Annotated in this window: 17 protein-coding genes, 1 tRNA gene and 1 pseudogene; 5 read left to right on the top strand and 14 right to left on the bottom strand. The window is 38.2% G+C overall.

Annotated elements, in window-relative coordinates; translation table 11 throughout:
- Positions 1–47: 47 nt before the first annotated feature.
- The 10 genes and pseudogenes from B2906_RS02455 to B2906_RS02410 all read right to left on the bottom strand — a co-directional run bounded on the left by B2906_RS02455 (position 48) and on the right by B2906_RS02410 (position 9,455).
- Positions 48–1,253 (bottom strand): SIR2 family protein, encoded by a 1,206-nt coding sequence (locus tag B2906_RS02455; RefSeq protein WP_103923796.1) that lies wholly within the window; start codon positions 1,251–1,253, stop codon positions 48–50.
- An 87-nt stretch (positions 1,254–1,340) separates the two neighbouring features.
- Complete coding sequence (locus B2906_RS02450) at positions 1,341–3,251, bottom strand: ATP-binding protein (protein WP_103923795.1); 1,911 nt, start codon at positions 3,249–3,251, stop codon at positions 1,341–1,343.
- A gap of 85 nt (positions 3,252–3,336) precedes the next feature.
- Entirely contained in the window at positions 3,337–3,981 is a 645-nt protein-coding gene (locus B2906_RS02445; RefSeq protein ID WP_255590697.1) for a tyrosine-type recombinase/integrase, read from the bottom strand.
- Positions 3,979–4,125: pseudogene (locus B2906_RS02440) on the bottom strand (phage integrase N-terminal SAM-like domain-containing protein); the annotation flags it as partial. The gene B2906_RS02445 and the pseudogene B2906_RS02440, both read right to left, overlap by 3 nt.
- Before the next feature lie 250 nt (positions 4,126–4,375).
- Positions 4,376–5,392 carry a toprim domain-containing protein gene (locus B2906_RS02435; protein ID WP_160111208.1) on the bottom strand — a complete coding sequence of 339 codons (1,017 nt, stop codon included), beginning with the start codon at positions 5,390–5,392 and terminating at the stop codon, positions 4,376–4,378.
- A gap of 192 nt (positions 5,393–5,584) precedes the next feature.
- Complete coding sequence (locus tag B2906_RS02430) at positions 5,585–6,607, bottom strand: AAA family ATPase (protein ID WP_103923792.1); 1,023 nt, start codon at positions 6,605–6,607, stop codon at positions 5,585–5,587.
- Positions 6,608–6,884: 277 nt separating this feature from the next.
- On the bottom strand, positions 6,885–7,187 hold the full coding sequence (locus B2906_RS02425) for a hypothetical protein (protein WP_103923791.1): 303 nt from the start codon (positions 7,185–7,187) through the stop codon (positions 6,885–6,887).
- A gap of 69 nt (positions 7,188–7,256) precedes the next feature.
- Positions 7,257–7,952 carry a hypothetical protein gene (locus B2906_RS02420; RefSeq protein ID WP_286935448.1) on the bottom strand — a complete coding sequence of 232 codons (696 nt, stop codon included), beginning with the start codon at positions 7,950–7,952 and terminating at the stop codon, positions 7,257–7,259.
- Positions 7,953–7,954: 2 nt separating this feature from the next.
- Positions 7,955–9,211 (bottom strand): tyrosine-type recombinase/integrase, encoded by a 1,257-nt coding sequence (locus B2906_RS02415; protein ID WP_286935446.1) that lies wholly within the window; start codon positions 9,209–9,211, stop codon positions 7,955–7,957.
- 171 nt (positions 9,212–9,382) lie between these two features.
- A tRNA-Met gene (locus tag B2906_RS02410) sits at positions 9,383–9,455 on the bottom strand.
- Between the two features lie 551 nt (positions 9,456–10,006).
- On the opposite strand from B2906_RS02410, the gene era reads away from it, so the two are divergent.
- The 4 genes from era (at position 10,007) to B2906_RS02390 (ending at position 13,176) form a co-directional block, all read left to right on the top strand.
- Positions 10,007–10,900 (top strand): GTPase Era, encoded by an 894-nt coding sequence (era, locus tag B2906_RS02405; protein WP_091653042.1) that lies wholly within the window; start codon positions 10,007–10,009, stop codon positions 10,898–10,900.
- Position 10,901: 1 nt separating this feature from the next.
- Positions 10,902–12,215 carry a ribosome biogenesis GTPase Der gene (gene der / locus B2906_RS02400; RefSeq protein ID WP_091652565.1) on the top strand — a complete coding sequence of 438 codons (1,314 nt, stop codon included), beginning with the start codon at positions 10,902–10,904 and terminating at the stop codon, positions 12,213–12,215.
- Positions 12,216–12,290: 75 nt separating this feature from the next.
- Positions 12,291–12,488, top strand: coding sequence for a hypothetical protein (locus tag B2906_RS02395; protein ID WP_091652562.1), 198 nt, complete (start codon positions 12,291–12,293; stop codon positions 12,486–12,488).
- A gap of 64 nt (positions 12,489–12,552) precedes the next feature.
- Positions 12,553–13,176, top strand: coding sequence for a SprT-like domain-containing protein (locus B2906_RS02390; RefSeq protein ID WP_219957035.1), 624 nt, complete (start codon positions 12,553–12,555; stop codon positions 13,174–13,176).
- Positions 13,177–14,509: 1,333 nt separating this feature from the next.
- Here the strand turns inward: B2906_RS02390 and scpB are convergent.
- The 4 genes from scpB to B2906_RS02370 all read right to left on the bottom strand — a co-directional run bounded on the left by scpB (position 14,510) and on the right by B2906_RS02370 (position 18,415).
- A complete protein-coding gene (scpB, locus tag B2906_RS02385; protein WP_091652556.1) occupies positions 14,510–15,070 on the bottom strand; it encodes an SMC-Scp complex subunit ScpB in 561 nt (186 codons plus the stop codon).
- A 4-nt stretch (positions 15,071–15,074) separates the two neighbouring features.
- Positions 15,075–15,458, bottom strand: a complete 384-nt coding sequence (locus tag B2906_RS02380) for a TraR/DksA family transcriptional regulator (RefSeq protein WP_091652554.1) — start codon at positions 15,456–15,458, stop codon at positions 15,075–15,077.
- A 213-nt stretch (positions 15,459–15,671) separates the two neighbouring features.
- Positions 15,672–15,842 (bottom strand): hypothetical protein, encoded by a 171-nt coding sequence (locus B2906_RS02375; RefSeq protein WP_175557866.1) that lies wholly within the window; start codon positions 15,840–15,842, stop codon positions 15,672–15,674.
- A 68-nt stretch (positions 15,843–15,910) separates the two neighbouring features.
- A complete protein-coding gene (locus B2906_RS02370; protein ID WP_219957036.1) occupies positions 15,911–18,415 on the bottom strand; it encodes a lamin tail domain-containing protein in 2,505 nt (834 codons plus the stop codon).
- Positions 18,416–18,643: 228 nt separating this feature from the next.
- On the opposite strand from B2906_RS02370, the gene B2906_RS02365 reads away from it, so the two are divergent.
- On the top strand, positions 18,644–18,898 hold the full coding sequence (locus B2906_RS02365; RefSeq protein WP_219957037.1) for a hypothetical protein: 255 nt from the start codon (positions 18,644–18,646) through the stop codon (positions 18,896–18,898).
- The last annotated feature ends 86 nt before the right edge of the window (positions 18,899–18,984 follow it).

The raw sequence follows: 18,984 nt of genomic DNA, 5'->3' as shown, positions 1-18,984 counted from the left end.
GCAAACTCACGGATACACATATTTATTTTTTATTAAATGAACAGTTTTTATTCAAATTTAAAGGTTTCATCAAAGTATTCCTTTTTGACGATGATGTAAGATGAGGGTATGCCATAATCAAATGTGAATCTTTCAAAGATCAAATCCGGGTTGGGATTATGGATAATAATCTTTGGAAATGTTTTCCGTTTGAGAAATGCCGATTTAAACAATTGATCAGTTCTAATATCAGTTACAGGAAATGAATATCCTATTATATAGATTTCCTCTGCGTTTTCAATTTCTCTTTGTGCTTCAGCCCAAACTCGAGTAAATAATGTTCCAAATAAATCGTATTCTTTATTTTTTACCGGGGGAATTATTAATGGCATAGAATACAAACCTTTATCATTCGATTTTCCTTCAGGCATCAAAGGGTTTTTAATTCTGCTTTTTACTATTGTATAACCTTCAGGAGCAGGTTTACCTATCAAGGGAAGATTTGGTGGATAATAGCCATATGAGAACTCTTCATATCCAGACATGTATCTACCAGCATAGGTTGCATATGGTTTAGTTGCTCGTTCGAAGACATAGAAGTCTTCTACATTAGTTTCCTGGCTTAATTCAAATTTGCCTTCTTTGCTAGGTATAATATGACTTGTAATCCAATTACTAGAACCGTGAAGTTTTAACAACTTCGGGAAATTTCGTTCAATAGATTGATCATCATTATAAATCCAATCATCCCTGAAAACGGCAGAAGGCTGTACAAAATATCCATTTCCACTATTCCAATCAGTTTCTTTCATTAAAGCTCTGTCCATCAAAGTATCCCAATTAAAAGTTATGATTGAGTCTCTCGTAGAAAGTTGTTTAGCTAAATTTTTATGAGTTAAAGATTCATCACCATTCTGAATTTCATTTATTACACTTACAAAAAGAAATATCAATTCATTATAAGCCTTTAATTGTTGAATACCATCTGGGTGTCTAAAAATATTTCCACGATGTAAAGCCTTGTACAATTTTTTTTGAATTTCAGAATGCAGTAATTCGATATCTTCAGAAAAATTCAAAAATTGGAGTGCATCAACTTTATCTCTATCAGATATATAGTTAATTAAATGTCCAATTAATACCCAAGGATTTTCTGAAATTTCAAGTTTTCTAAAGGTTTCAAAAAAGTCTAATGCAACAGGCATTTTCACACCTGTTTTAGATTTGTTATAGCTTTTAGAAGCCCCTGCTCCAAGTATTATTGCTCTTTTCATTTAAAAAATAACGTCAATGTAAGAATCGTAGTTTTGGTTGTGCTGTAGCAATGAAAGGCTCTAATTTCTACAAATTGTTATGGCCTATTAATTTTCTAATAAGTTCATTTGACCGTTAAGCTCTTCTTCCAGTCTTACATTTTCGAGAAATGGTGAATTTTTTACTTTGTCATAAAGATTTAGTAATCGGCTGTTAGCCCGTTTTACTACAGTATCGTAAAGTAAAGGAATTATTTTAGTTCCCCCTTGATGCGTTTCCTGAGCTTCAAGTGGATCAATTTCCGAACCGAGAACGAAACATGTTATTTTATTTTCAGGAGTGACATATCCTTTTTTTGTTAACTCCTTCACATATCCCCATGCTTGACTTTTTTGCTCTGAACTAAGGGGAACACCTGGCTTTTTTAATTCCACTATCGTAAGTCTATCTACGCCAATTTCACCGCCTTCATCATCATATTTAGGATATGAGTAGAGACCTACTGTACTGTCACTTAAAATTGCGAAATCTGGTCTTTTTCTTGAGCCTTTCTCTATTCCTCCGTATAAATTTTGTATTACTGATGTCATTCCTTGATTTGAGGTGTATTCGATAGTTTCGTATTCGGGTCCAAAAATCCATAGGCCCTTTTTGAATAAAGGTTGCAACTCCTGAACCTCATCAGTATCCTTTGAAAGTACTTTGATTTTTAACTGCTCCAATAATTTTAGCCTAAATTGAAGTTCATCCAAAACTATTTTTGCAAGATCCACATTCCATTCTTCTAGAATCTCATTGAGATTATCCAGTTGATTTGGATCAAGTTCATATAGAGCGTGTATAAGGCTGAATTGAGATTGTGATTCCTCCAAATTGGCTAGGATTGTCCCAAGCTTTGCAAGTTCTGTTTCATTAATTGATGGGCATTCCTCCTGCACTTGAGTTATAAACGAATTCCATTTTGTTTGACCAATTAGCCCAATCCTTTTAAGAGTTTGATTATTTTGTGATTTGATGTCATAAAAAGTTTCTTTACGTTTTTCTTTAGAAATATCCAAAACAAAATCTTTAACCTTGTTGAGTACAACCTCATTTACTGATTGAAATTCGTCACTATTTGATTTAAATCCAGACCAATCCGGATGTATGTTTTTTTCGGAATTTAAAATATCTGCCAAAACGATAAAGATAAATCTTTTGGCTTCTATACGTCTTCCGTCAATAAGATGATCCATACCAGTTCCTTTCCACGAACACTCACCAACTAACCTCCCATTCACATGCCATGCAATGCCATGTTGATGGGTAGTTTTGTCAGTTGATAAAGTATCGATTGCAATTAGTTTAACTTCTCCAAAACCTTCCACGGTTAGAATAAACTCCTTAATATTTTTCTCTGGTATATCTAGAAAGGTTATTTTTTCTCCATCAATTGCAACTTCGAAATTTGGGTCAGTAAGGAATCTCATACCAATCTCTCTTTTGATTAAATTAGCCGAGATTATGGGAATTTTGGCATTATCTGCATAAACCATTGTTCCATGTCCAGTTACTCCTTCTTTACTATCTATTTTCTGGAAGAATATTTCGCCTTCATTCCCTTTAAATACTTTTACAGTAACTTCATTATTCTTTTTCCATGTTTTAACAAAGAAAGACGGACCAAAACAAAACCCTGCAAATCGTCCTTTGCCGTTTTTTCCAAAAGCAAGTCGTTTTGAAATAAATGAGTTTTCTCTAGGTATTTCAGCATAAATACCCTGATCTCTTTGCCTATTATATGCCAATTTTCTAAAACGTTTATCAAATTCGGATTCAGACATCCCATGTCCATTATCTCTGATGAAGAAAGAATTGTCTGATTCGTTAGGCCATTTGATTTCCACTTTAGAGGCACCTGCATCCCAAGAATTTGCAATTAGCTCTATTATAGCAATCTTTGGTTCACTCACTATTCCAGTACCAGTAAATGATTCGAGGAATCTCTCGTCAAATAATGCTGTTTGTTTTCCTTCCATGAGTTTTCATTATTAGCTATAATACTTTTTGGTTACAGCATCACCACTTCCCTATTGCCTATATATCACCATTGTCCACAGGTCTTTAGGGATCTGCTGTGACCAAATTAAGGATTTCGTCGATCCCATCAAGTGGACTTTGAATATTTTTATTTGATATCGATAGCACATGCGTATATATTTCAGTGGTCTTACTACTTTCATGACCAAGGAGAGCTTGCACATAACGCAAATTTGTCCCCTTTTGAAGTAGATGAGTTGCAAAACTGTGACGCAAAGTGTGTACAGTCGCCCAAGGGTTTGAATTGCTATTCTTTATTGCTCTTCGAAAAACGGCTTGAATGCTTGTCGCTGAATACTGACCTCCTTCCTGCCCTTCAAATAGCCAATAACTGGGCTTATAAGCTTTGTAATACTCTCTAAGCATTACTAGCAGAATTGGTGAAAGCACAGTTTTCCTATCTTTTTTTCCTTTTCCTCCCTTGATGAAAATGTAACCATCATCAGAATGAATATCTCGTTTTCTTAGGTTTAGATATTCCGACGAAAGGTTGATAGCTTCACTTATTCTTAATCCAGCACTGTAAATAAGCATCAATACAGCTCGGTGCTTTATATTCTCCACACTGCAAAGGATTGCTTTGATCTCTTCCTGACTGAGTACATTGGGCAGCGTTAGGCTTTTCTTAGGTCGTTGGATATCATAAATAGTCCGTTCTCTACCCAGCACGTGTTCATAATACGCCTTAATCGCGTTTATCAACGTATTTTGCGCACTTTCTGAAATTTTATATTTGGTGATCTGATGATAGACAAAGGCTTCTATTTCTTCCTTTGTCACATCCTTAATATTTCGACTTTCAAAAAAAGATAAAAATTGAGTTAATGATGATCAATAGTTCTTTACTGTAGATGGGCTATAGGCTTTAAGAATTAATTTCTGCTCCAAATCTGCCAGTGCCTGGACGGATTGCGTATTCATGATTCTAACTGGTACTGCAACTTTTCTTTCAGATGGCCTGACTTCAGATTTACCTTTATATAACATTTGAAGTTGATCCCAATTAGCTTTTGTATTGACGAGACTCCAAAGTATTCCACTTTAACCCCCAGACCGAATATTGTCACTTGTGAACCCCACCCACCAAAAATGCATTAACATCCTCAAAACCAGAAAAGTGACATCTTTGATCAGAAACATTCGTTTGGATCTTCCAGATTTCCATCGCTTCTGAAGGAATGATTTTCATATTGGAAAGGAGAATTCCAATTTTGTCCCTACTCCCCCTCAATGCCTCCAAATCCCAATCGGTAGGTGATCCTTTTTGAAGGCAATAACGGAATAGCTGGGCTACTCTAATAAAATTAATTGTACACTTCTCTCCCGTAACATCATTATCCAAATAGAGATCAACTACTTCACACTCTTCCAAAACATCCAGAATTAAGCGAAAACTGAGATTGGCAGTACTATTCAGAATAATGGCTTTGAAATCTGTAGCTCTAGAAAGCTTCAGATAACTCAGAAAGTCAAACCAGCCTTCAAAAACTTTGATGCCTTTAACAGTCCCAAGGATTCGAATTGAAGTACCTCCTCCAAGAATGTTCCCCTTAAAAATAGAGGATCGAAGTACCCATCCACCCGATTCATTTGGAAAACCCACTGCGAAATATCGCTTTCCCTTATTCCGCCAATGCACCTCTTTACCGAAAGGAGCAATATCCTGAAGATCAATACCCCTGCCTCGAATGTATTGGATAAGTGCATCATGGCTGATCTCAGCCACCTTTTCCACCACTATTTTCTGGGCAATCTCAGGTTTTTGTCTAGGAACAAATTTTCTTACCGGAACTGATCCAGAGAGGCTTTCCACTGATTCGAAGAAGGTTTTGTTTTCAAATTCCTGGACTGCTGCGATAACGTCTCCGCCCTTTCCTGCGGCATGATCATACCACACATTCGCTTTGTCATCTACGGCAATCGAGCCAGTCCGCTGTTCCAGGAAACCAAAAAAATATTCTTTCCCGTGGATGCCTTCGAATTTCAGAAATCCTGATCTGACCAGGCTATGGAAATAATCCAGCACAGGGAATTCCTGTTTGATTCTGGCAGCCGCTTGTTTTACTTCAGAGTAGTTCATAATATTTACATTTTTATATAAATACATCTATACATAAATAATACATCTTATTGATTTAAAGGAGTCTTATCTTTCCTTTTGTCGTGAATTGTCGGATTACCTGCAAAAAGAAAAAGAGGGGTAGTGGTAAGTGGAAATCGTACGATTCGCACACCTCGTACCCCTCGTACAGTTCGATTTTTACGATTGAGCTTACTCGTCTAACTCAAGTTGCTTGAGCCATTTCCTCACAGCTCCTTCTGACACTCCGAGTTCCTGAGCTATCTTCACATTGGTATGGCCCTCATTTTTGAGATCCAAGGCCTTGGTCTTCATTTGAGATTTATCGACTGGATTCAACTGCTTTAAATGATCGGACTCTTTTCCAAACTGGATAAACCTAAACGAACTGAAATTTGAGTCTTTGCCGATTTTACAGACCAGGACATTTTCGGAGGGATATTTAAAAGCACCATACCTGACTTTTATTTGTTTCAAGTATTTAATGGAAGGGTCTTTTTGACTTTCTCCTACAGCGAAACAAGAATCAATCAGATTAATAAAGCTCTTGCTGCCTTGGATATCGTTTCTATTGATCGGTGCAAACAGGTTCCTCTTTGGAGTATGGGCAATGAGCAAAATCGACCACCCATGAATCTTTTTCAGATTGTTGAGCCTTATTAAAAATGGAGTGGTATTCCTTGCCTTCTCATTATCTGAAATCACACAAGACAGATTATCTATTACGAGGATTTTAGCGCCGGACTTGGAGGCTTGAACCTCTATCTCTTTAAAAAGAAAGCTTTCATACTCTTCAAAAGCCTCATCAAATCCATATGGATTGATTTCTGCTCTCAGGAAAAGGTCACTGAATTCGAAATGATCAAAAAGGATATCTCTTTCCTTATCGTATTGAGCATATCTCATTTCAAATTGCTTGGCTGTCAATTCCAGGTCAAAGTAGATGACTTTAGATGCTTTCAGTTCCATCTCCAATCCCAGGGTTGGAACTCCTTTGGACACACTGTCGATAATTTGTACGGCAAGCAACGACTTACCTTGATTGGTATCAGCGAAGAGAATGCATAGCTCTTCCTCATACCAAAACGGGCCAAAGATCTTTTTGGGAATAGGCTTGGACTTGGCTTCATCCATCCATTCATTGGCGGATTTGATGATTAGGAATTCACCGGAACGGGAATCGTTCGATTTTGTATAATGATTTATTGAAGTCATATTTTTTAGGCAATAAGGTTTCGATTAGCATTTTGGGGTAAATACTACTTTGAATGATTTGTAAACTTTTGGAAATGATCCGGATGGTTATCAGGATCTAACTGGGAGGAGAGTCAGAGTGGTAAAAGTTCAATAAACCGCCTTACCTAGGTTGATTTTGATCAAAAGAATGTTCAACTTGGAATCATGTTTTTAATTGTGAAGAGGTTAAAAGCAAACCAAGGAACTGCTATTGCGCATTTTCAACAAAAGGAAAGGATGGTCATCCTTTCCTTTTTTAGTTCTCAAACTCCCCCTGAAAAAACCTATCCACCTCTCTCTGGTGAATAAATCGCCTTTTACCTCGGTACATGGAGCGAAACTCCTGCCCTTTGGACTCGGAAACGGATTCCATTTTTGAAATCGAGTAATGAGATTTAACGCCAGTTGCCTCCATGAATTCCTGAAGCGACAACCATTCATCTTTTACGGATTTACTAGCCGGATTAATGCTTGAGATTTTCTCTTCCAGATTCTTGAATTTCTCTTCCAGCCATTTTTGGCTAACAGCCGAAAACGGAATAAAAGTGTCTTGATTCATAATGATTTGAGTTTGATTTACTCAAATATAGAGAAAAATAATAAAATCGGTCACTGGTGTCCTTTTTTTTCAATGATTCAAATCAATTGGATTGAGTCGATAATAATGAAGCATTTCGGAATCAAAGCGATCATCCATCCATTTTTTTAAACCTGCAATATTCTGATTCTCATCAATTACCGCCATCCTAAATTGAAGCCTATTTACCTCCGGCCAATTAAATGATTTATAAATCCTGAAAAAATCGAATACCCGTCTGACTTCTTCAATTTCCATGCATCGCTGAAAAAGTGCTAGATCAAGATGCTTTAAACCTGACAAAAACCGGGTAGGACCGGCAGCATTTAACAAATCAATCAAGTCTTGATCAATTTCTGCAAGAATCTCTATCAATTCCTTTTCCTCAAAAACTTGATCAAAATAATCAATGACTTTCTCTAAGGCAGTATTCTCGAAGACCTCATTTACCACCATAGATGGCGTAAACTCAACCGCCAAGACATCCTCAAAATAGTCTCTAAGCAGTTCAATGTGCTTTACTTCGTCTTCAATTAGACTGATCACATCTCTATTGAATTTGCCAAGGATAGAGGACTCACCACCATTTTCATTCACAAATCGTATTCCCAACCTTGATGCAAATTTGGTTTTCGCATTCTTGTACCTTACCATGACATATAAAGGAAAGCTAGCAGATGATTTTCCAATCTTCTCAAGTTCCTTCCCGTGGTAATGTTTGATTGCCAGTTTAGTTTTCTTTTGCATACTTATCGCTGAATGAAGGAAAGGATTCTCTTATAGGTTTCCACGGTTCTTCTTTCGGTATAATATTTCTTAAGAACCGAGCCGGGCGAATGCCCAAATATCATTCTAATATCATTATCATCCATCCCCAGTCGATCTGTCCATGTTCCGAAAGTCTTTCTTCCTACCTTATTGGATAGCACATCAGGGAATTTAATCTTCTCTGCAAGGACTTTCAGGTTCTGATTAAACTTTTGCTCTGAAATAGCCACGCCTGCAGGAAAAAGGTAATCTCCACCTTCTTGAAAATACTTTTTGACGATACGTTTTGCGGTATCATTGAGAGGGATCCAAAATTCTTCCCCGTTCTTTTTTCTCTCCCCCTGAAGCACCATGTGTTCAGGGTTTTCTTTAAGCAAGTTCCAATCAAACCCATTTTCTGATCGGATTGCGATCAAATCATTATAGTACAATGCTGTGTTGCACAGCAAAAGAAAAAGATCCCTTGTGATTTCAAGCCTACGCTCCTCAGGAGAAAATTTCATTTCAGACAGCAGTTCATACTGCTTATCATTAACGTAAATGATTTTATCAGGTCGTTTGGTTGACTCGACATCCAGTCTTTCAAAAATTCGTTTCTTAAAAAGAATCCCATACTGGTCACAATACTCCCGATAGATTACCTTCAGACGATCCACATATTTGGCAACCGTGGTGTCGGAATTAATATCTGTTGAATCACTCCGCAAGAAATCAATAAACCCCAAAACAAAAGCCTCATCTAAATCGGCCATCACAGCTTGGCTTTTATAGCTATCGACCAAATTCTTTAAGGTCACGTATACTTTTCTCGTTCCTTCTGCCTTTTTTGAGGAAGCTCCAAAATTGAGTGAATAATCGATATAGGCAGCAATTTTATCACTTGCCCCAGGAGCAACTGTCCCATTGACACCTTTTATTCTTTTGCCTTGGTGTTTTACCAGATATATGTTCTTCAGTTTATCAGAAGTAAGAACCTCACTCCGCTTATAATAATCCTGGATGATTTCTTTGAGATGATGAATTTCCCTTGCAATTACACGATTATGAAAATCCGCGTACAGGTATTGGCTGTTGACCCATTTTAATGGTTTTCCCGACCAAGCATTTTTTGGAATCTTTTCAAGGTTGAGATTAATGTAGTGTCTTCCTTTTCGATTAATGCACAAATAAATCGCTTCCCCATTTGGTGACTTTTTACTTTTCGGATTCAAAACCGCTGAAATTTTGAAATCTATCATGGTTCAAAATACCAAAAAAAATCAAGGCGGACAAGAAGGGGGACAAATTGGGGGACAAAAAGGGGGACAAAATCATTAGAATTTATCAGAATCAAATAGATTCGAAATAGTTCTAAATGCTTGAAAAACAAAAAACTCCGAACAATTTTGACATTGTTCGGAGTTGAGAAGTAGCGGGAACAGGACTCGAACCTGTGACCTTCGGGTTATGAGCCCGACGAGCTACCAACTGCTCCATCCCGCGATATATTTTCATAAACTATTTTAACTTAAGGACTTGAACCTGTGTCCGCCGTGGCGGATATGAGCCCGACGAGCGAACCCTGTCCCGATCCATATCGGAAAACTGCTCCATCCCGCGATATATTTTCATAAACTATTTCAACTTAAGGACTTGAACCTGTGTCCGCCGTGGCGGATATGAGCCCGACGAGCGAACCCTGTCCCGATCCATATCGGGAAACTGCTCCATCCCGCGATATGTTTTTAAGCTTTTATAGCTATTATTTCTGTGTTTGAATTGCCCTTGTGGCAAATGGTGATACAAAAGTATGCGTTTAATTTTCAAATGCAAAACCTTGAAGCGAAAAAATATTGGATCAAACAGCATCTTTTTGGATGAAGTACCCTAAATCTAATTCTTAAAACATCATTAAGGTGCTCTTAAACAAAGCCTTTACACCCTTTCCTTCCAATTTGAAAATCAAAAAGCAATTACCAAATTTTATTTTGTAGAAAGGCCGAAATCCTCAGTATTGTCTAAAAATCAAGTACCTTTGTAAAAAATTTAGTGAAATGTCGCAAAAATCTCATCAGGCTGGATTCGTCAATATCATCGGGAAACCCAATGTGGGCAAATCTACCCTCATGAATATTCTGGTGGGGGAAAGAGTCTCCATCATTACTTCCAAAGCTCAAACTACCAGACATAGAATAGTCGGACTGACCAACGCTCCTGACTATCAGATCGTATTCTCTGATACTCCAGGTATGCTCAAACCTCAGTACGAGCTCCAGAAAAACATGATGAATTTTGTCAACATTTCTCTGGAAGATGCGGATATAATTCTTTTTGTGACAGATTTGTTCGAAACAGCCGCCGATATTGAGCATGTCATCGAAAAAATCAATAATTCCGGAGTTCCAGTCCTTTTGGTCATCAATAAAATTGACCTCGCAAAACCCGGACAGTTGGATGAAGTAACCAACTACTGGACTTCACTCATCAAGGCTGAATTGGTAATCCCAATATCTGCTCAGGAAAAATTCAATACTGAAAAAATTATGCAGGAAATCCTGGACAGACTTCCAGAACATCCGGCATATTATGATAAAGAGGAACTTTCAGACCGTCCTGAACGGTTCTTTGCCTCCGAGATTATTCGTGAAAAGATCTTTACCAATTATAAAAAGGAAGTTCCCTATAGTACAGAAGTCAGCATAGAGGATTTCAAAGAAGATGAAACCATCATCCGCATGCGCGCAAATATCTATGTGGAGCGGGACAGCCAAAAAGGGATCATCATTGGAGATAAGGGAAAAATGCTCAAAAAGGTTGGAATCGAAGCCCGCCAAGAATTGGAAGCATTTTTCGGAAAGAAAGTCTATTTGGAAACCTTTGTGAAGGTGGAGCAGGACTGGAGAAAAAATAAATTAAAACTGAAAAAATTTGGGTACGACCCATCTTGATATGGCAAACATAGTAGCAATAGTAGGAAGACCAAACGTTGGTAAATCCACACTTTTTAACCGCCTGGTAGAGGAAAGAAAAGCGATAGAAGACAACATGAGCGGGGTGACCCGAGATCGCCATTATGGCCATGCACAATGGTCCGGAAAATTCTTTTCTGTCATAGACACTGGCGGATATGTAACTGGTTCGGATGATATCTACGAGGCAGAAATCCGCAAGCAGGTAAAACTGGCAGTTGAAGAATCTGACGTCATTCTTTTTGTTGTTGACTGCCATGATGGTCTTACTGATTTGGATAAGGAATTTGCCGATGAACTGAGGTCCAGCAAAAAGCCAATTTTCATTGTAGCCAACAAAGCAGATAATCTTGAAAAATCCTTAATGGCGAATGAGTTTTACGCTTTGGGGCTAAGTGATTTCGAGATTTTCCCAATAGCCGCTGTAAGCGGAAGTGGAACAGGAGAATTATTAGACCTTGTGGTGGAGCAATTCGAGGATGAAGGAGAAGAGGATCCAGATGCAGGCATTCCAAAGATTTCTATTTTGGGAAGACCCAATGTGGGAAAATCCAGCTTCCTTAATGCCCTTTTAGGCAAGGAAAGATCCATCGTAACCAACGAAGCCGGAACAACCCGAGACGCTATCCACACGCGCTATAAATTATTTGGTCAGGATTTTATCATTACTGACACCGCAGGTATCCGTAAAAAAGCGAAAGTAAAAGAGGATGTGGAGTTTTACTCCGTGATGCGCTCTTTGCGAACTTTGGAAGAATCTGATGTAGTCATCGTAATGATAGATGCTACCAGAGGCCTAGAATCACAGGATATTAACTTGATCTCCTTAGCAATCAAAAACAACAAAGGCATCATGATCATGGTCAATAAGTGGGATCTTTTAGAAAAAGACCACAAGACCATGAATAAGATCAAGGATGATATGATGGAAAGATTGGGTGAACACAAGTGGATCCCGATAATTTTCACTTCAGTTACTGAGAAACAAAGGATTTTTCAGGCGATAGAATTGGCTGTTAAAGTCTACGAAAACAAAAACCGTAGAATTCCAACTTCCAAATTGAACGATGTTTTGCTTCCAGAAATTGAACATTATCCGCCACCGGCATGGAAAGGCAAGTACATAAAAATAAAATATGTGACTCAATTGCCTACAAAAAATCCGGTTTTTGCATTCTTCTGTAACCTCCCCCAATACATCAAAAACCCTTATACGAGGTATTTGGAGAACAGGTTGCGAGAGAACTTTGATTTTGAGGGAGTTCCGGTAAAAATTATTTATAAAAACAAATAAAAAATATTTGAGCGGTTCTTGCATTATTGAAAAAACTTAATCTACATTTGTATCGAATTAAGAAAACCACAAAAAATGAAAAAAGTATTTGCAATTTTCGCAATCGCTGGCTTGATGGCAACTGCATCTTGCGGCAACAAAGAAGTTTCTGAAGAAGCTACTGAAGTAGTTGAAACTGTTGAAGAAACTACTGAAGAAACTGTTGAAGCAGTTGAAGAAACTACTGACTCTGTGGAGGTAGTAGTTGAAGAGACAGTAGAAGAAGTTAAGTAATTTCTTTCTTCCGAAAAATTCGAGAGTCCCCTCACCGGGACTCTTTTTTTTGCTACTTTTCGAAATGAATTCATCGGAAAAACTCCGACAAATCCTGAGCAAGCATATTCCTGCCAACAGCCTCCCTTACTGCCTGCGTTTATGGGAAGAGAAGCCATTTAATTTTACTGTTTCGAAATCACGAAAATCCAAATTAGGAGATTTCCGATACAGAAGGGATAGAGGTATTCAAACCATTACCATAAACGGGGACTTAAACCCATACCAGTTCTTACTCACCTTTATTCACGAAGTAGCCCATCTTCACACCTTCTTAAACTTTGGAATAGAAATCGCACCGCATGGGCATGAGTGGAAGCAAACCTTTCAAAAACTCATTAGCCCCTTACTTTCAGTGCATGTATTTCCAAGGGACCTGCTAATCCCTCTTCAAAGGCACATGCGAGCTCCCAAGGCTAGTTCTGCTCAAGACTTGTTCTTGATGAAAGAAATGAGCAAATACGACTTACAAAAGGATCTGGAAACAAACTCTTTTCTTTCAGATCTTCAATTGGGGATTACATTTGAATTGGAAGGAAGAGTTTTCAAAAAAGGAGAAACCCGAAGAACCCGGGTATTATGTGAAGAGATTAAAACCGGAAAAAAATATTTAATCACGCACTTGGCGAAAGTAAAGGTGATTGAGTAAGGTTCGATATAAGAATCTTAAAATTTCTCGCGGAGGCTTAGCAGTTTTTTTCTCCCGCAAAGTTGCAAAGAGGGGAAGGCTTGTTTCAAAGCCTATATAGTTACTTAGTTAATGGTTATTAGACTCTCCATCCTAGCAAAATTCAAATCGCACCGCTGGTGCTCTGGAGAGTTAATGACTTTATTTTCTACAATCAGATCGCACCTATGGTGCTCTAAAAGGGCTCCCTCACTGAAAGCCTCGGAGAGGCGTTTTGTTAGTAGAAACTTGAGATATGAGTAATCTAGAGCTTCAGAGAAGCGATTTGATAGTTAATTCTAATAGTTTCCAACAAAAGACAGAAGGGGCAAAGAATTTTTAGAAGTTATGTTTTCTATGCTTCCTTCCTGGTTTTACTATAATTCTCGCGGAGGCGCATCGACTCAACGTATTGAGCCGTCACTGCGAGCGCAGCTTGCGGAGCGAAGCAGTCTCAAAAACCTATATAGTTACTTAGTTAATGGTTATTGGTTATTTGACTCTCCATCCTAGCAAAATTCAAATCGCACCGCTGGTCCTCTGGAGAGTTTATGACTTTACTCTCTACAATAAGATCGCACCTATGGTGCTCTAAATGGTCTTTGCCACTGAAAGCCTCGGAGAGGCGTTTTGTTTGTAGAAACTTAAGATATGAGTAAACTAGAGTTTCAGAGAAGCCATTTGATAGTTAATTCTTATAGTTTCCAACAAAAGACAGAAGGGGCAAAGAATTTTTAGAAGTTATGTTTTCTATGCTTCCTTCCTGGTTTTACTATAATTCTCGCGGAGGCGCAGCGGCGATACGAATAGAGCCGTCTCTGCGAGTGCAGCTTGCGGAGCGAAGCAGCTTCTAAAACCTATGTAGTTACTTATTTATTTGTTATTGGGCTTTCTTACCGATCTTATATCAAATTGAATCCTTACTCTCTAAACTATTGTGGCTATGTGGTTTTGTAAAAAAATTCTAAAAGACACTTAAAAGGTTTTGTCCAGTAGAAGCTTAATGGACCAAAGCTAAAATTGACTGCCTACTACTCCATATCTATTTTAAGATTTCTGAATTCAGCTTTCCAAAAGGGTTCGCAGTGATGCTATACTTACTGAAAACTGCCTACTTTCCAGATTTCTCACTTTATAATTCAGACTTTCAATACTGCTTCTGCTTACTGCCAACTGAAAACTGCCCACTTTTCAGATTTCTCACTTTACAATTCAGCCTTTTAAGACTGCTTCTGCTCACTGCCAACTGAAGACTGCCTACTGAAAACCGCCTACTGCCCCTTTTCAGCCTTCTCACTTCAAATTTCAGCCTTCCCTACTCCCTCTCTTCTCCTATTTGATTATCAGGCTGGGAAAAATCCTTGGGTTGTGGTAGTTCCTGAATGGAATTGATGCCAAAATATTCCATAAACTTTGGCGAAGTGCCATAGATCAAGGGGCGTCCGATTTGATCAGATTTGCCCTTTATTTCTACTAGCTCCTTTTCTAAAAGTTTTTGAACAGAATAATCGCAATTCACACCACGAATCTGCTCAATTTCTCCCTTTGTCACTGGTTGCTTGTAAGCAATAATGGAAAGGGTTTCCATTTGAGCCGTGGACAGTCTTTTTTGACTTTGCTGCTTCAGTAAAATAGCAATGGAGGTCTGGTAAGCTGGTTTGGTTAAAAACTGATAACCACCCCCAAGCTTTTCCAAAGCAAAAGAAAAGTCCTCTTGCTTATACTTTTCCTGGAGTTCGGCCAATGCCTGATCAATATGCTCCAAAGGCACATCTGCCTCAAACATTTCACTCAGGCACTTATGAATTTCGTCCTTCCCCAAAGGAGAAGGACTGCAAAATATCAATGCCTCAATATGCCGATGAAGGAAATCCAAAGACTTATTTTTTAGCCAGTTTAGCTTCTATAGAATGCATAGTGTGTGGCACAGCCTTTAACCTTTCTTTAGCAATTAGCTTGCCTGTATCAACGCATACACCATAAGTACCATTCTTGATTCTAATCAGGGCATTCTCCAAGTTTATAATAAATTTCTGCTGACGGGCTGCCAATTGGCTCAAGCTCTCTCTTTCCAAGGTATCCGCACCATCTTCTAACAGTTTGGATGTCGAAGCTGTGTTATCGGTTCCACTGTCATTTTTCTTACTGAGGCTTTCTTTTAAAGAAGAAAGCTCTTCCTTAGCCACTGCCAACTTTTGAAGAATGATTTCTTCAAACTCCTTCAGCTCTTCCTGAGAATAAGCTGTTTTTTCTTCCTGACTCATAGTATTCAAATTAAGTAATAGTACTGGGACGATAATTAACTTTAAAAGTTCCCTAAAATACATGGAGCACTTGGATTTACAAAAAATAAAAGGAAACCGGTCATCAAAAAATACAATTTGGAATCAGTCAACTTTATCGAAACAGTTTTAGGATAATGGGATAGAAAAAATAATGAAACGACCCGAAAAATCAGGAGACCATAAAAAAAGCCGTTATGCAACGGCTTTTCCTTTATTCATTAATTTATCGATTCGTTTTTGAAGCACTAATGGATCAATATCTATCCGATACTTCAATTTGAGGTATTGAATTACCTCATTTACTTCTTTTCCTTCGGCAATACAAAGCTTTTGTATGGCCTGATTGATGATTCCAGGTTCCATGGGCTTGAGGGGATGATTAGAACTAAATTACTGATTTTTAAACATTTTTAGAAACCATTTACAAAAAATTAGAGTCTTTCAGCAATTATGATAGTCTTTTTGATTTGCCGGACATTCCCATTTAAATCAAATAAATCAGCTACAAGGATATAATATCCAGTCCGAACTCGCCCTCCATTTGAATTGGTACCAGTCCATGAATACAGGCCAGAAGTACCCAAAATTTCATTCTGAGCCAAAATCGCAACAATCCGACCAGCCATATCATATATTCTAAAAGTTCCCACCCAGCCTGGCTCATTTAATTCATATCTGATGGAAGTAAAGGTGTTTCCATTGCTTCCTTCCGGGTCAAATACTTCCGGATCAATTTGAATTATATTTCCCAAAAATTCCTCTTCTATTAATTGAGAGTTCTTTATCCCTGGAGTCGCATAGCCCATCGTTCCGGAGGCAGAATGCCAATTAGCCATGACTGAAGCAGGAGTTTGCAAGGATATTCTTTCCAATGAAACTCCCTTCGTATCCCTAAGCAAGGGGTGATGTAAACGCTCACTGTACCGGAAGCTCTCTGCAAGCTCATCTGATGGAGCAAGCAACACTACTGTTCCACCGGCGATCGGGTAACTAGGCAAAGTATTTATTTGATGAAATAAGCCCATGGAGGACAAAGGATAGTCAAACTTAAGCTGAACCGTATCTGTACTTATGGCTAGCTGTGCCTTTGGCGGAATCACCAGACTCCTATCGCTGATTGCCCTTACTTGATTTACTTTTCCCTGAGCATCCAAATTGGCCAACTTCCAATCTCTCAGTTCCAAATAGCGATTTGTAGCATTTATCAACTCAACAAATTTGGGACTTCCTGTCCGGGAGTTGAATAGCACTTCATTGATCATCACATCTCCGATTTGAGCTTCTGAAGGACGAATAATTATGATTTCAATTTCTTCCAATTCATTCCCACTACAATCTTGAAATCCATGAATTTTTAAAGTGACGGGATTATTTTCCGGAAATGGATTTTGAAAAAACAATGTCACTTCATCGCTATTAATTCCAACCGAGTCTATTTCAATGATTTCTTGAAAACTCAAAAAGTTAGGAAAATAGAGGGTTTGCAGGGGTTCCGAGAAAGTCAAAACCAAGGTCTGTTCATTCAAAAACTCAAATGCAAGTAACTCTGGTTTAACTAGATCTGGGCTTAAATCAAAAACCGAATTTTCTTGTCCAGGAGTCCCCCGAAAGGATGATCTAGAGGAAAGAAGAAAAGAACTTTGATCGCATCGCAAAAATGGATTTACAACCTCTAGACTATACCCTCCCCCACTGAATTCAGTGCCTTTCCAAGAAGCTGTTGTATAGCTAACTTGGTCAATTTCTTTTCCGTTTCTGTCACTTAATTGAACTCGATCACCAGAGTTGAGCAATGTTGGCCAAGAAGAAACTGGAATTACCGAACCAAAAGGCAAAAATTGATTGGCTTGGTTGGTTGGAGCAAGAATAGTGTAGGAATCTGGCTCTAACCAAAAATTACCCAGTGTAGTGGTATTCCTTGAATTAGAAATCTGAACCCCTTCTACTCTGACAGGATAATCACCGATGTGGAGCAATTCTATATATTCTACATTCGGAAGGTCATTACCATCTCTTGGCGCAGGCATCAGCTCGTTGATGACCAAAGTCTTGTAAGGAATATTGGTAGGATCGAAGAAGGTAAAATTGACCAGCGTATCTTCTAAAAAATTACCTTCTAAATCAGCTATTTGCCGAACTCTCAGATCAAATAAGCCCTTATGATCCAAAGCATCCTCGAAGCTTAAATACACCAAAGAATCTTGCCTAAGAATAGCTGACTCTGGTTCCTTCTCACCCATTAGATAATTCAATTGAATTTGCGAAAAAACAGGATCCAGTTTTTCAGAAAAGCTGAGTTCTATAGTTTTATTATCATACCCTCTTACCCGTAATATTTTAGGTGCCTCCAAATCCTCTTCTATATCTCCGAATTCAAAATCATCCATCAAAAAACGGGCACAGGATCCAGTCCCGGATCCAAATCGAATTTCCAGTTTTAAAAAGATTTCGGGCTCGGCACTCAACTCTTCTGGAAGTAGAATTTCAAATTTTCTGAATTCTTGATCTTCATTGGCAAATTCATTTTCTGACCCTAATCGAAACCAATTTGAAGGATCATTTTCCAGACTTTTTTCGAATGAATAGAAAACCACCGCCGGACGAGTGCCAGAACCATTTCTGACTGCTCTTGCCCAAAATTGAATCTTCGGGTTTTCATACATATTTGGATTCAGTCGGATAAAAACTTTTCCATCAAAGGTGGAGATTGGCTGAACTGCCAAAGCCTTGGAAGCATTTCTGCCTTGGCTAGATTGAAAAATACGGGATGAACTTGCCCTCAACTCGTTTCCACTCCATCCTGGAATAAATTCTTCAGGATGATTTACAATTTGAAAATCCTTCTCGAAGCCCTCTCTTTGATTAGCAGCTTTCAGAGTCTCTGCCTGAAATATCGACAGGATAAAAATAAAAAGTCCAACTAAAAATCTGACCATAAACCTATTAGACTAAAACCGATAAACTAATTTAATAAATCATAATTGATTATTTAAATTTTAGTCTATAGAAATTATCCATTTGGTTCCTTTCTAGAAATGCAGACTATAATCCAAAAGGCATATAAAAAGCTCGGCGTCTTCCAAAATTAAAAGCCTGCCCAATGCTCGGATTCTGCCTATTTCATAACAAAACAAGATAGGAGCAGTTTTTTAAGAAAAGAGGTTATGAGAGAATATCAGATTCATTATAAAAACGGGAAGACTAAGCAAATTCAATGTGCAGGCAGGGAAGACTTGCTGGAAAAGCTTTTTGACGGGGACGAAGAAAAACTGAAAGCAGAGGTAAACCTTTTGAGATGGGAATCTTCTGCCATGTTTTTTACAGAAGACCCACAAACAGGAAAAGTAGAATCCCAAATTACCACTGCGGATACTAACCCTTATGGTTGGAGGAGAGAAGGCAAATTTGAAGACAAGTAAATTTTAAAACCAATCTTAAGATTTTCTGCTGTTCTGCTTTTGATTTGCTCTTTCCGCTTGAAGGTTGGACTAGTTATGCAGCGATT

This window comes from Algoriphagus sp. UBA3586, assembly GCF_002376385.1.
Classification (GTDB): domain Bacteria; phylum Bacteroidota; class Bacteroidia; order Cytophagales; family Cyclobacteriaceae; genus Algoriphagus; species Algoriphagus ornithinivorans.
This window is presented reverse-complemented; position numbering and strand designations above follow the sequence as displayed.